The organism is Micromonospora sp. NPDC048935, assembly GCF_043197875.1.
Taxonomy (GTDB): Bacteria; Actinomycetota; Actinomycetes; order Mycobacteriales; family Micromonosporaceae; genus Micromonospora.
The window spans coordinates 101239-114752 of sequence record NZ_JBICTZ010000012.1; the positions used below are offsets into that span (position 1 = coordinate 101239).

The window sequence follows — 13514 nt, forward strand, 5'->3', positions numbered from 1 at the left end:
CGCGGTCCTGCCCAGACTGGTCGGGTGACCAAGAACCGCCTTCTGCATCCCGCCTGGCTGGTCGCCGCCGTCGCCTTCGTGGCGCTGGTCGGCGCGGCCGGTTTCCGTGCCACCCCGTCGGTGCTGCTGCACCCCCTGCACGAGGAGTTCGGCTGGCCGCTGGCCACCATCTCCGCCGCCGTGTCGGTCAACCTGCTGCTCTACGGGCTCACCGCGCCGTTCGCCGCCGCCCTGATGGACCGGTTCGGCATCCGCCGGGTGGTCACGGTGGCGCTGCTACTCGTCGCCGCCGGCAGCGGGCTGACCGTCTTCATGAACGCGAGCTGGCAGTTGCTGCTCTGCTGGGGTGTGCTGGTCGGGCTGGGCACCGGCTCGATGGCGCTGGCGTTCGTGGCCACCATCACCGGGCGGTGGTTCGTGCGCCGGAGGGGCCTCGTCACCGGAGTGCTGACCGCCGGAGGGGCGGCCGGCCAGCTGGTGTTCCTGCCCCTCGTCGCCATCCTGGCCCGTGACCACGGCTGGCGTACCGCCGCGCTCGTCGTGGCCGGAGCCGCGCTGGCGGTCGTACCCCTGGTGGTGTGGTTGCTGCGCGAGCACCCGGCGGATCTCGGGCTGCCCGCCTACGGGGCGACCGAGGTCGTCGCGGCGCCGCCGGCTACCGGCGGCGCGGCGGCCCGGGCGCTGGGCGCGCTGACGACCGCGGCCCGGACCCGGCCGTTCTGGCTGCTGGCCGGCGGGTTCGCGATCTGCGGGGCGACCACCAACGGCCTGGTCGGTACGCACTTCGTGCCGGCCGCGCACGACCACGGCATGCCCGAGACCACGGCGGCCGGGCTGCTCGCCCTGGTGGGGCTCTTCGACATCGTCGGGACGATCGCCTCCGGCTGGCTCACCGACCGGGTGGACAGTCGGTTGCTGCTCGGCATGTACTACGCGCTGCGGGGGGCGTCGCTGCTGATCCTGCCGAGCCTGTTCACCGGCACCGCCGAGCCGAGCATGCTGGTGTTCATCGTCTTCTACGGCCTGGACTGGGTGGCCACCGTGCCGCCGACGGTGGCGCTGTGCCGGGAGTACTTCGGTGGCGCCGGGGCTGTGGTGTTCGGCTGGGTGTTCGCCGCCCACCAGTTCGGCGCGGCGGTCGCCGCGACAGGTGCCGGGCTGGTCCGGGACCGTCTCGGCGACTACGCGGTGGCCTGGTACGTGGCCGGAGCGCTGTCGATCGGCGCGGCCGGGCTGTCGTTGCTGCTGCGTCGGAGGCCGGGCCGAGCAGTCCCGGAGGCCGTGCTGGCCGCCGCGACCGCACCGAAGGCGTGGAGGTTCCAGGGCTGAGACGGCATGGGTCGGAGGGTCAGCCCAGGGTCCACTGCTGGGCTGGCCCGTCGTCGCAGGGCCGCTGCCGGATGTCATCGCCGGCCGCGATGCCCTCGTCGTCGGCCTGGGCGCACTTGCCGCTGTGCACCGCGACCATCAGCAGCGGGCCGCCGCCGGTGGGAGTCAGTCGCCACTGCTGGTTGGCCCCACCGTGGCAGGGAAACTGCATCAGCGGCGTGCCGTCGTCCTGGCTGCCGCCCTCGACGTCGAGACACTGACCGGAGGCGGCGTTGGCCACCGTCGACGTCTCCGGGCCGACCGGGGTGATCACCCACTCCTGCTCCGGGCCGCCGGTGCAGACCGCCAGGTGGGTCTTCGCCTGCTTGCCCTCGCCGTAGAGCCCCAGGCACAGGCCCGAGTCGGCCTTGAACACCCGGGACCCGGTCAGCGCCTCGGCGGGTGCGCTCGGGCTCGGCTCGGCCGCCGCGCCGGTGGGCGCCGCGGCGGTCGACGAGGCCCCGACCGTCGCCGGCACCTTCGGCTCGTCGTCACCGTCGAAGAGGCCGGTGGCGAAGAGCACCCCGAGGAGTACGCCGACCAGCCCGACCGCCAGCGCCACCCGCAGCAGCGGATCGGCCAGTGGACCGGATCGTGCCGCCCGTCGGCCGCCGCCGTAGACGGTGCCGGTGGGGTCGGGGCGGCGTTCCTCGGGCGCGGACATAGGCGCCATCCTCACCCACGGCCGGCGCGGACGGCCAATCGGTGGGTCGGTCGACGACCCGACCGGCGCAGACAGCGGTCAGCGGGTGGGTTGGGGGTCGGTGACGTCGGCCACTGTGGCGTCGAGGGCGGCGATGGCGGCGTCGGCGTCGACCGCGATGGCGAGCCCACGTTCCCCGGCGCCCAACGTGATCTCCCGGCCGCGTAGTCGTTCGTCGGCGATCACCGGCCAGGCCGTGCTCGCGCCGAACGGGGTGATGGTGCCGCGCTCGTAGCCGGTCGCGGCCAGGGCGCCGGCGGCGTCCGGCATGGAGAGTCGGTGTACCCCGAGCAGGGCGCGCAGCTTGGGCCAGGAGACGACCCGGTCGCCAGGGGTGAGCACGAACAGGTGATCATCCGCACTACGGCGGACGACTATCGTCTTCACCACATCGGGGATCGCCACTCCCCGAGCCGCGGCGGCCTCCGCGAGACTGCCGGCCGCACCATGGCTGACCAGCCGATATGGCAATCCGGCGGCGTTCAGGGCGGTGATCGCGGGCGATGGCATGCCCGCCACGGTAACCGTCGGGCCCGGGCCCGGGCGGGAAACTGCCCCGGCTGACATCCCACGGTTTCCCGGGTACGCGCGTAAGGTGATCACATGCGCGCTGAGCGTGTGGATCACCCCATTGACCATGATCAAGCGGTGGACACGCTGCGGCGGTCGTACGCCGCGGTGCCCACGGGCGAGCCTGTCCGGCTGGCCAAACGCACCTCCAACCTGTTCCGCCCCCGGTCCGCTCCCCGGGCTCCGGGGCTCGACGTAAGTGGCCTGAACGGCGTGCTGTCGGTCGATCCGACCGGGCGTACCGCCGACGTGCAGGGCATGTGCACCTACGAGGACCTGGTCGACGCGACGCTGCCGCACGGGCTGATGCCGCTGGTGGTGCCGCAGTTGCGCACCATCACGCTGGGCGGGGCGGTGACCGGCCTCGGGATCGAGTCCACCTCGTTCCGCAACGGGCTGCCACACGAGTCGGTCCAGGAGTTGGACATTCTCACCGGCTCCGGCGAGATCGTCACCGCCCGACCCGACGGCGAGCACGCCGACCTGTTCCGCGCGTTCCCCAACTCGCTGGGCAGCCTCGGTTACGCGACCCGGCTGCGCATCGAGCTGCAACCGGTCGGCCGGTACGTGGCGTTGCGCAACGTCCGGTTCACCGACCTGGCGGCGCTCACCGACGCGATCGCGGAGGTGACGGCGACCAGGTCGTGGGCCGGGCAGCCGGTCGACGCGATGGACGGGGTGATGTTCAGCCCCGGCGAGGCGTACCTGGTGTTCGCCACGTTCACCGACGCCGCCGACCCGCCCAGCGACTACACCGGTCAGGCGATCTACTACCGGTCGCTGCGCCGGCGCACCCGGGACGTGCTCACCGCGTACGACTATCTCTGGCGCTGGGACACCGACTGGTTCTGGTGCTCGGCGGCGTTCGGCGCGCAGCACCCGGTCGTGCGGCGGCTCTGGCCGGCGCGCTACCGGCGCAGCGACTTCTACCACCGGCTGGTTCGCCTTGAGCACCAACACCAGGTGGCGGCCCGGCTCGACAGGCTGCGCGGGCAGCCGGCCCGGGAACGGGTCGTGCAGGACGTGGAGATCCCACTGGAGCAGACCGCCGACTTCCTGCGCTGGTTCGCCGGCGCGGTGGGGATGACCCCGGTGTGGCTGTGCCCGTTGCGGCTGCGCGAGCCGGCGGGTGCCGGTTCGGCGCGGTCGTGGCCGCTGTATCCCCTCCGGCCAGGGCAGGACTACGTCAACATTGGGTTCTGGGGGAGCGTGCCGATCGCGCCGGGCGCCGCCGACGGCGACGTCAACCGCACGATCGAACGCAGGGTGTCGGAGTTGGGCGGTCACAAGTCGCTCTACTCCGACGCGTACTACGACCGGGACGCCTTCGATCGCCTGTACGGCGGCGACACGTGGCGGGCGGTGAAAGACCGCTACGACCCGGACCACCGGCTGACGGGATTGTACGAAAAGGCGGTAGCACGAGCATGAGCCTGACCGACAGAGACCAGGGGGCGGCAAGCGTCCCCGCCACCCCGCCAGCGGGGGGCCGGCAGACGGGTCCGACCGTGGCGGATGTCGTCCGCGCGGTCACCGCCGGGCCGTTGCCGGTGCGGATCACCGGGTACGACGGCAGCTCCGTCGGCCCGTCCGACGCCGGCATCACCCTGGCGATCCGTTCCGAGCGGGGTTTGTCCTACCTGCTCACCGCTCCCGGCGACCTGGGCATGGCCCGGGCCTACGTCAGTGGTGACCTGGCGTTGCAGGGGGTGCACCCGGGTGACCCGTACGAGGCGTTGCGGGTGCTCAAGGACGAGTTGCGCCTGCGCCCACCGTCGCTTGCCGACGGGTTGGCGTTGGTCCGTGGGCTGGGCTGGGAGCGGCTGATGCCACCGCCGGCTCCGCCGCAGGAGGCGCAGCCGCGGTGGAAGCGGGTGATGAACGGGCTGCGGCACTCGCGGGTGCGCGACAGCACGGCGATCTCGCACCACTACGACGTCTCCAACGCCTTCTACGAGAAGGTGCTCGGCCCTTCGATGACGTACACCTGCGCGGTTTTCCGGTCTCCGGGCGACACGCTGGAGCAGGCCCAGGCGGCGAAGTACGACCTGGTCGCCGGCAAGCTGGCGCTCAAGAAGGGGATGCGGCTGCTGGATGTGGGTTGCGGTTGGGGCGGCATGGTCCGGCACGCCGCCCGCGAGTACGGCGTGAAGGCGCTCGGGGTGACCCTGTCGAAGGCGCAGGCGCAGTGGGCGCAGGCGGCGATCGAGCGGGAGGGGCTGACCGGGCTGGCCGAGGTGCGGCATCTGGACTACCGGGACGCGCCGGCCGAGCAGTTCGACGCCATCTCCTCGATCGGGCTGACCGAGCACATCGGGGTGCGCAACTACCCGACCTACTTCGGGGCGCTGCGCTCCCGGCTGAAGGCGGGGGGTCGGCTGCTCAACCACACCATCACGCGGGCGGACAATCGGGCGCCGCACCGCTCCGGCGCGTTCATCGACAGGTACGTCTTCCCGGACGGCGAGTTGGCCGGTCCGGGTCGGCTGATCAGCGAGGTGCACGACGCCGGGCTGGAGGTGCACCACGAGGAGAATCTGCGCCAGCACTACGCGCTGACGTTGGCCGCCTGGTGCCGCAACCTGGTGGAGCACTGGGACTTCTGCGTCTCCGAGGTGGGTGCGGGCACCGCCCGGGTGTGGGGTCTCTACATGGCCGGGTCGCGGATGGCGTTCGAACGCAACGGCATCCAGTTGCACCAGGTGTTGGCCACGCACAACGGCCCGGACGGTGTGAACGGCTACCCGCTGCGGCCCGACTGGTTGCCCTGACCACCTGCTGAGCGTTGCCTGAAGCCGCGCCGAAGAAAGTCGGCGCGGCTTCTCGCGAACCGATTGACAAACAAATTTTGTACGTACAAACTGGTTTTGCCATGAGAGATGTCCTGTACCTGGAACAGATCGAGCAGGCCGAAGTCCTGCTCAAGCCGCAGCGCGTCGAGGTGCTGCGGCAACTCGCCGAACCGCGCACCTGCACCGAGGTCGCGGCTCGACTCGACCAGACGCCACAACGCGTCTACTACCACGTCAAGCAGCTCGTCGCGGCTGGCCTCGTCGAGCTGGTCAACGAACGCAAGGTCCGCGGCATCACCGAGGGCATCTACCAGGCGGCCGCCCGGTCGTACTGGCTGTCCCCCCGGCTCGTCGGTCGGATCGGGTTGCGCCGGGCCGGCGACGAGCTGAGCCTCGGCTACCTGCTCGACCTGATGGAGGAGGTCCAGGCCGACATCGCCGCCCTGGACCGGGCGGCGCCCGAGCTGCCCTCGATCGGGGTCTCCGGCGCGATCCGGGTGCCCGCGGAGCAGCGCCAGCAGTTCCTGCACGACCTGCAAACCGCACTTCAGGACCTGTTCACCCGCTACGGCGGCAGCGAAGGAGATGCCTTCAAGCTCGCCGTGGCCTGCTATCCGAAAGGCAACGACAATGACTGAACCACTGAAGGTGCAGGCCCGCCTCTCCGCACCCGTCGGGCGCGTCCGCCAGGCCCTGACCGACCCGGCCGAGCTGCGTCTCTGGCTGGCCGAGCACGCCGAGGTCGAGCTGCCCCAGCGGTACGAGTTCTGGGGCCGCTACACGCCCGAGGGTGACGCCCCGCACCAGCGGCTGTTGCACGCCGACGACGACACGCTGCGCTTCGGCTGGCTGCTCGACGGGGTGGAGACCACAAGCGAGTTCCAGCTCACCGCCGAGGGCCCGGACAGCACCGTGCTGACGCTGACCCAGAGCCACTTCGACTTCGCCGAGGCGATGAGCGGGTCCAGCATCCGGGGCGTGCTCCAGACGTTCTGGGCGCTGACCATCGCCAACCTGGCCGCCCACCTGGAGGGCCGGCCGCTGCTGCCACGCACCGACTTCACCTCCGCCGACCTGCGCGGCGAGCTGGTCATCGCCGCCCCGGCCGACAAGGTGTGGGAGTCGCTCACCGACTCCGAGCAGTCCAGTGCCTGGTTCGGCTACCCGATCGGCATCGAGCCGTGGGTCGGCGGCCGGTATGCCATGGGTGGCTTCGAGAGCGGCTACGCGGCCAAGGTGGTCGACCTGGAGCCGGGCCGGAAGATGTCCGTCGACTGGGGACCGGTCGGTGTCACGAGCTGGGAGCTCGCCGAGTCCGACGGTCGCACCACGCTGACCTTCGTGCAGAGCGGCTTCGACGAGTCCAACCCGCCGTACGCGGCCTGGAGCGGGTCGGTTGCCGGCCTGGCCGAGCTGCGCCGCTACCACGAAGTGCCGGACTGGCAGCCGATCTGGCTCGCCGAGGAGGTCCCCGGCCTGGAGCCCCAGCCCGCCAACTGAGTCACCGACACCCCGCCGCGAGTGCCGATCCAGCAGAGATCGGCGCTCGCGGCGCGTTCGTCGGCGCTGCGGGGTGACTTTTCGCGGTTGGGTGGGTACTGGCGGGCGATGTTCTTCATCTTTGGTCTGCGTACCAAGGTCGACCGATCCGGTGTCGTGCAGCAGGTCTGCCGCCACTGCGGCAACCACGCCGCGCAGGTGATCACCCGCCGGTCGACGAAATTCACACTCTTCTTCATCCCCCTCATCCCGATCCGCACCCGGTACGCGCAGCAGTGCACCTTCTGCGCGGCGCAGTACGAGATCTCGAAGTCCGACGCCGAACGCCTCCCGGTCGGCTGACCCGGGATGGATCGCCTCCTGTTCTGGCTGATCGGCCGACCGATGCCCCCGGCCGACGTGGCGGTACACACCGTCGCCCGTCCGCCCTGCACCCCCGGGCGACGCAGACGCCGACGCGCTCGCCGCCCGCTGGCCGGCACCGCACTGCCCCGCTCACCCTGGAACCGCTCCGGCGGTCGCTGTTGATCCGGGTCGAGGTGGCCGCCGCCGGGGTGCTGCCACCGCTCTCGGTCCCTGTAGAGCTGCCCCGGGTGTGGGGCACTGGTCTGGTGCTGCGTGGAGGGTCGGCTGGGAAGCAGCCCGGCACAGGCCCGCGTGCCGCTCTGCCCCACCCGCGGGGCAGCTCTACAGGGGGGCGTACAGGGGAGGCCCCGGCCCCGCTCTGGGCGCAGCGCCGGGGATGGCTCGACCAGCGCGGGCGTTCGGCTCTGGCGGCGTACCTGGGTGCTGGCTAGGCTTTCGGGGTTTGCCGTGGACCGGTCCTTCCGAGGGTGCACGCACGACGAAGCCGGAGCACCCGTGTCCCGACAGGACGTGAAGCAGGCTGTGGGGAGGCTCAACCCCGCCGGTGCGATCATGGCGGCCGCGGTCATCCTCGTGGAGGCGTGCTGGCTGTTCGCCGCGTTGCCCGGTGCCGCCCTGGTCAGTGATGTCGGCGGGATGCTGGTGGCCGGCTGGGCCACGATCGCGTGCGTCGGGGTGGCGCGTCGGCACCCGGCGCCGTTGCGCCGGTTCTGGACGCTGCTCGCCGTCACCATGGCGCTCGCGGCGCTGGGGCGGGCCATCTGGACGGTGCAGCGTCTCGTCGGCGGTGATCTGCCGCACACGCCAGTGGTCGGGGTGGTCTTCACCGCCGGCATCCTCACCGGCACGGCCGCGTTGCTCAGTTCGCCGTCCGCGCCGCGGAGCGCGGTGGGGCGGGCGCGCACGTTGCTGGACGGCGTGATCGTGGCCCTGGCCCTGGTGCCGATCAGCTGGGTGCTGGTCTTCCGTGGGGTGGCCGCCGCCGAGTTGGCCGACCCGGCGCGCACGCTGGGGCTGCTCTACCCGATGTTCGACCTGATGCAGCTCACGATCCTGGTCGCGGTGTCCGGGCCGGGCCGGCCGATGTGGCGGCCGATGAGCATGCTCGCGGCGAGCCTCACCCTGCGGGTCGTCGCCGACGTCGTCTACGTCTCGTTGGTCGCGCGCGCCGACTACAGCGCCGGTCACCCGATCGACCTGTGCTGGCCGGTGAGCTACCTGCTGATCGGCCTGGCCACTCGGCAGCCGCCACCGCCGGATTGCGACGGCACCGACGAGGCCGCCGAGTCGCCGTTGCCGCCGTGGTGGCGGGTGGCGTTGCCGTACCTGCCGGTGGGTGGGGCGATCGTCGCGGTGGTGCTGGCCCGCCGACCCAGCGGGCAGACCCCGCAACTGGTCTTCGTGACCATGATGGGGTTGCTCGCGGCTCTCGCCGTGCGGCAGGGGTTGGCCGCCAACGAGAACCTGCGGCTCGTGGTCCGGCTGCGCCGTCTCGCGTACGGGGATCAGCTCACCGGGCTGCCCAACCGGCTGCTGTTCAACAGGCGGCTGCGCCTGGCCCTGCGGGAGGGGCGGCCGGTGGCCGTACTGCTGCTCGATCTGGACGGGTTCAAGCAGGTCAACGACCGTTTCGGGCACGCCACCGGCGACACCCTGCTGACCGGGCTGGCGGCTCGGATGCGGGCCGTCGTGGACGGCGACGGCATCATCGCCCGGCTCGGCGGGGACGAGTTCGCGGTGCTTGTCGACGGTGACCGACCGGTCTCACCCGAGCGGCTCGCCGAGCGGTTGCTGGACGCGCTGCGGCCCTCCGACGGTGAGGACGACGTCGGGGTGCATCCCTCGGCGAGCATCGGCATCGCCGAGTTCGGCCCGCAGCACGCCTCGCACACCGACCTGCTGCGCGACGCCGACATCGCCATGTACGCGGCCAAGGCCGCCGGGAAGTCCGCGTACCGGACGTGCACCTCGGCGCTGCGCGAGTCGGCCGTGTCGCGTGCCGAGCTGATCGCCGACCTGCGTCGCGCGGTCGACGAGGACCAACTGTGTCTCGAGTTCCAACCCATCGTGGACCTGGCCACCGGCGCGGTACGCAGCGCCGAGGCGCTGGTCCGGTGGCGGCACCCCCGGCTGGGGATGCTGCCGCCGTCGAAGTTCCTGCCGTTGGCCGAGGAGACCGGGTTGATCCTGCCGATCGACCGGTGGGTGATCCACGAGGCGTGCCGGGCCGCGGCGACCTGGCGGGGCCGCGCGCCGGACGCGACGGTGGCGGTGAACATCGCGGCGGCGCACCTGCGCCGTCCGGATCTGATCGCCACGGTCACCGCTGCCACAAGCGCCGCCGGGCTGGCGCCGCGGGCGTTGACCCTGGAGCTGACCGAGTCGGCGCTGATCGAGGGCACCGAGGCGGTGCTGGAACGACTGCACCAGCTCCGGGAACTGGGCATCAGGATCGCCATCGACGACTTCGGTACGGGCTACTCGTCACTGAGCTACCTGCACCGCATCCCGGCGACCGAGCTGAAGATCGACAGGTCGTTCGTGACCCGGCTGGGGTCGGACGACCGCGCGTACGCCACCGTGGAGATGGTCACCCGGTTGGCCGGTGCGTTCGACCTGACTGTCGTCGCCGAGGGGGTGGAGACCGAGCGTCAGCACGACGCGGTCGCCGCGATCGGGTGCCCACGCGGTCAGGGCTATCTGTACGGGCGGCCGGACGCCCCCGCCATGGTGGGCCAGAATCGGACTTGACCCTGACGTAACGGCAGGCGGGAGCCTGGTTTCCGGAAGGGAGGGGAACCATGGCGTACACGGTGGGTCAGGTGGCGAAGATCGCCGGTGTGACGGTACGGACGCTGCACCACTACGACGAGATCGGTCTGCTCTCGCCGAGCGGGCGGACCTCGGCCGGTTACCGCCGCTACGACGACGCGGACCTGCAACGGTTGCAGCTCGTCCTGTACTACCGGGAGCTGGGTTTCCCGCTTGAGGAGATCACCGCGATCATCGACGACCCGGCGGCCGATCCGGCCGCCCACCTGCGTCGTCAGCACGAGTTGCTGACGGAACGGATGAAGCGGTTGCAGGAGATGGTCACGGCGATCGAGTTCGCGATGGAGGCGAGCAAGTTGAACATCCAACTCACCCCGGAAGAGCGGTTCGAGGTCTTCGGTGACTTCAAGCCGGAGCAGTACGAGGCCGAGGCGGAGCAGCGTTGGGGAGGCACCGACGCGTACCGGGAGTCGAACCGCCGGGCCTCGCGCTACACCAAGGAGGACTGGCTGCGGATCAAGGCGGAGAACGAGGACTGGGGTCGACGGATCGTCGCGCTGATGGCCTCGGGCGCGCCGGCCGACGGCCCGGAGGCGATGGACCTGGCCGAGGAGCACCGGCAGATCATCAGTCGCTGGTTCTACGAGTGCTCGTACGAGGTGCAGACCGGGTTGGCCGACATGTACATGGCCGACGAGCGGTTCACCGCGTACTACGAGAAGATCGCCCCGGGGTTGGCCGCTTACCTGAACGAGGCCATCCACGCCAACGCGATCAGCCGCGCCTGATCGGCCCGGGACAGCGGCGCGTGCGGTCCGGCTACTCTGGCCGGACCGCGCCGCCCCCGGGGAGATGACCGTGCAGAGACCGAAGCTGATCGCCGCTGGTGCCGTCCTGGCCGTGGTGGTCGCCGCCGGGGTGTGGGCACTGCTGGTGGCCACCGGCGACGACCCCGACGCGGGTCGCGCCGGGGCGTCGCCCGCCCCGACCGACCCGGCCGGCGTCCTGACGGCGGCAGCCGCGAAGGTCGACAGGCAGACCTACAAGCTGACGTTGGACACCGGCGGGACCGCGGGCGGGGACGGCACGGTGGTGCTCTGGGACCCGTTGACGAAGCGCGGTCTGGAGACCACCTCGCTCAAGGTGCCCGCCGGTGCGGTGAAGATCGAACGGCTCACCACCGGGCCGGACGTCTACGTGCGGATCAGCGCCCCGGACCGCCGCGTCCCGGTCTGGGACGGCAAGACCTGGTGGCACGTCGGCGCTCCCGGTTCGCCGCCTGCCCAACAGGGCCTGGACAACACCAAGCTCGCCGGCACGCTCACCGCGGCGAAGACCGTGCGGCAGACCGGTGTGCGGGAGTACGCCGGCACGCTGGACCTGCGCGAGAGCGGCGCGGTGCTGGGCAACGGGGTCGGTAACGTGCTCGGTGCCCGGGCCGGTGCGGTGCCGTTCACCGCGGCCGTCGACGAGCAGGGTCGACTGGTCCGCTACCGCATCGAGTTGGCCAGCGAGCAGTCGCAGACGGCCCAGCTCGACCTGACGTACTCGGATTTCGGGCTGTCGGTGTCGGCCGACCCGCCGGCGGCCGACCTGGTCGGCGAGGACCCACCGGCGAACATTCCCGGCGCCTGACCCCGGCTCACTCCTCGACCCCTCCGGTGGTGGGGGTGACCAGGAAGTCGTAGACGGTCCGGGCCATTCGGCGGACCGTCTCGTCACCGGTGGCCATCGGCCCGGCGGTGAGGAACGCGACGGCGGTCTCGGTGCCGGGGATCAGGTAGTAGCCGACGTCGTGGGAGGCGTCCGGCAGGTCACCGGTCTTGTGGGCCACCGACACCCCGGGTGGCAGCGCCGCCGGGATCTTGGTGTTGAGGGTCTGTTCCCGCATGAACCCGATCATCAGGTCGCGGGAGGCCGGGGTGAGGATCTCGCCGTCCCAGACCGCGCCGAGCAGGGACACCACGTCGTCCGGGCTCGTGTAGTTCTCCTCGCCGCGCTGCGCCGCCGCGCTGTCCAGCATCCGGCGGGCCAGGATGGTGGAGCGCTGGTTCATCGAGTCGATGAGCGCGTTGACCGGGGCGAACCCACCCAGGTAGGTGATCAGCACGTTCGCGGCCACGTTGTCGCTGAACTTGATCAGGTATTGGGCGAGCCGACGCAGGGTGACCACCTGCGGGAACGTCTCGAACTGGAGCTGGCCGGTGCCGCCGACCACGTCCTGCGGGGTGACCAGCACGCCGTCGTCGAGCGAGACCTGTCCACAGTCGACCCGGCGGAGCAGCTCGACGAGGATCCACAGTTTGATCACGCTGGCGGCCTTGGGGCGCAGCGCGCCGTTGACGGCGATCTGCTGGTCGCCGTACCGGCCGGACAGGTCGCGAACGGTGACCCCGGCCGGGTTGAGACTCGCGTCGGCGACCACCCGGGCGAGCTGCCCGCTGAGGGGGAACAGCCGGGCTCCCGCGACCGGGTCGGTGGGCGGCTGCGGGCTGGTGACCACCACTCCGGTCAGCTCGACCGGCGGGCGGTGCCGTTGGATCACCTCCAGGGTGCCCTCGCCGCGGCCGGTCAACGGCACCCGGTAACGGTAGGCCGTGCCCCCCACGACGACCGCACCGCTGGCCACCCCGGCGGCGACGAGCATGCCCGGGTCGGCGACCCGGCCGGTGTCACCGTCGCAGGCCCGGTAGCGCACGGTGTGCCCGAGCGAGTCCACCGCGAACACCCCACCGGGAAACGACAACCAGGACACCTCGCTGGTCGGCGCCCGCTCCGGCGTCGGCTCGACACCGGGCTCGTGGCCCTGCCCGCCGCCCGACTCGACCTGCTGCCCCGGCTCGGCCTGCCGCGCCGGATCCGCGCCGGGCCCGGGGCCGTCCGCGGTGGCCGGCCCCGTCGTGGCCAGCACGGCGAGCGCGACCGCCGCCGCCAGCCCTTTCCGAGGTACGCGGACAGCGGCTCCCCGCAGGGAAGATGAACGCCTCTTGTCGCTTTTTCTCACGTTTGTACGATATGAAGCGCCGGGGGTGGGTGGGGTCGACGGGACCGGCGTCACCCGTCCGGGCGGCGATGTCGCGGCGAGCGTGATGACACGCAGGTATAGAAATGACTGAGCGGCATCGCACACCAATCCCCGGAGGCACCGCATGTTGATCATCGCAGGCAGTCTGCAGGTCGAGCCGGCCACGCGCGAGGCATACCTGTCCGGCTGCGAAGAGGTGATCACGCAGGCGCGTGCCGCCGCCGGCTGCCTCGACTTCCTGCTCGCGGCCGACCCGTTGGAGCCCGGCCGGATCCACGTCTACGAACGCTGGGAGTCCGCCGAGCAGCTTGCGGCGTTTCGTGGTTCCGGGCCGAGTGACGCGCAGGAGGCGGCCATCCTCGACGCCGACGTGCAGCGCTACCTGATCGCCGGCGTGGAGGCCGCCTGACCCGCTCGC

General features: G+C 71.6%; 13 protein-coding genes. 10 read left to right on the forward strand and 3 right to left on the reverse strand.

The features are described 5' to 3' along the window. The first annotated feature begins 24 nt into the window (after positions 1-24). Positions 25-1329, forward strand: coding sequence for an MFS transporter (locus ACGFIW_RS28080; RefSeq protein WP_393321779.1), 1305 nt, complete (start codon positions 25-27; stop codon positions 1327-1329). 19 nt (positions 1330-1348) lie between these two features. Here ACGFIW_RS28080 and ACGFIW_RS28085 read toward each other — a convergent pair whose 3' ends face one another. Then, on the reverse strand, positions 1349-2032 hold the full coding sequence (locus ACGFIW_RS28085; protein WP_393321782.1) for an RICIN domain-containing protein: 684 nt from the start codon (positions 2030-2032) through the stop codon (positions 1349-1351). Positions 2033-2110: 78 nt separating this feature from the next. After that, a complete protein-coding gene (locus ACGFIW_RS28090) occupies positions 2111-2581 on the reverse strand; it encodes an aminoacyl-tRNA deacylase (RefSeq protein ID WP_393321784.1) in 471 nt (156 codons plus the stop codon). Between the two features lie 93 nt (positions 2582-2674). On the opposite strand from ACGFIW_RS28090, the gene ACGFIW_RS28095 reads away from it, so the two are divergent. From ACGFIW_RS28095 to ACGFIW_RS28130, 8 genes are all read left to right on the forward strand, one after another. Then, positions 2675-4072: an FAD-binding oxidoreductase gene (locus tag ACGFIW_RS28095; RefSeq protein ID WP_393321786.1), complete on the forward strand. Its 1398-nt coding sequence runs from the start codon at positions 2675-2677 to the stop codon at positions 4070-4072. Next, positions 4069-5412: a class I SAM-dependent methyltransferase gene (locus ACGFIW_RS28100; protein WP_393321789.1), complete on the forward strand. Its 1344-nt coding sequence runs from the start codon at positions 4069-4071 to the stop codon at positions 5410-5412. The genes ACGFIW_RS28095 and ACGFIW_RS28100 overlap by 4 nt, the downstream gene beginning before the upstream one ends. Before the next feature lie 101 nt (positions 5413-5513). Beyond that, the gene (locus ACGFIW_RS28105) at positions 5514-6071 is read left to right on the forward strand and encodes a helix-turn-helix domain-containing protein (RefSeq protein ID WP_357557742.1); all 558 of its coding nucleotides are present in this window, start codon (positions 5514-5516) and stop codon (positions 6069-6071) included. Next, positions 6064-6933 carry an SRPBCC family protein gene (locus tag ACGFIW_RS28110; protein WP_393321792.1) on the forward strand — a complete coding sequence of 290 codons (870 nt, stop codon included), beginning with the start codon at positions 6064-6066 and terminating at the stop codon, positions 6931-6933. The genes ACGFIW_RS28105 and ACGFIW_RS28110 overlap by 8 nt, the downstream gene beginning before the upstream one ends. Before the next feature lie 21 nt (positions 6934-6954). Continuing rightward, entirely contained in the window at positions 6955-7275 is a 321-nt protein-coding gene (locus ACGFIW_RS28115) for a zinc-ribbon domain-containing protein (protein ID WP_393321795.1), read from the forward strand. Between the two features lie 519 nt (positions 7276-7794). Then, on the forward strand, positions 7795-10050 hold the full coding sequence (locus ACGFIW_RS28120) for a putative bifunctional diguanylate cyclase/phosphodiesterase (protein ID WP_393321798.1): 2256 nt from the start codon (positions 7795-7797) through the stop codon (positions 10048-10050). 50 nt (positions 10051-10100) lie between these two features. Then, on the forward strand, positions 10101-10859 hold the full coding sequence (locus tag ACGFIW_RS28125; protein WP_393321801.1) for a MerR family transcriptional regulator: 759 nt from the start codon (positions 10101-10103) through the stop codon (positions 10857-10859). 70 nt (positions 10860-10929) lie between these two features. Then, positions 10930-11706 carry a hypothetical protein gene (locus tag ACGFIW_RS28130; RefSeq protein WP_393321804.1) on the forward strand — a complete coding sequence of 259 codons (777 nt, stop codon included), beginning with the start codon at positions 10930-10932 and terminating at the stop codon, positions 11704-11706. 7 nt (positions 11707-11713) lie between these two features. Here the strand turns inward: ACGFIW_RS28130 and ACGFIW_RS28135 are convergent, their stop codons facing one another. After that, positions 11714-13075, reverse strand: a complete 1362-nt coding sequence (locus ACGFIW_RS28135; RefSeq protein ID WP_393321807.1) for a serine hydrolase — start codon at positions 13073-13075, stop codon at positions 11714-11716. A gap of 145 nt (positions 13076-13220) precedes the next feature. On the opposite strand from ACGFIW_RS28135, the gene ACGFIW_RS28140 reads away from it, so the two are divergent. Next, on the forward strand, positions 13221-13505 hold the full coding sequence (locus tag ACGFIW_RS28140; RefSeq protein WP_393321810.1) for a putative quinol monooxygenase: 285 nt from the start codon (positions 13221-13223) through the stop codon (positions 13503-13505). Positions 13506-13514: the final 9 nt, after the last annotated feature.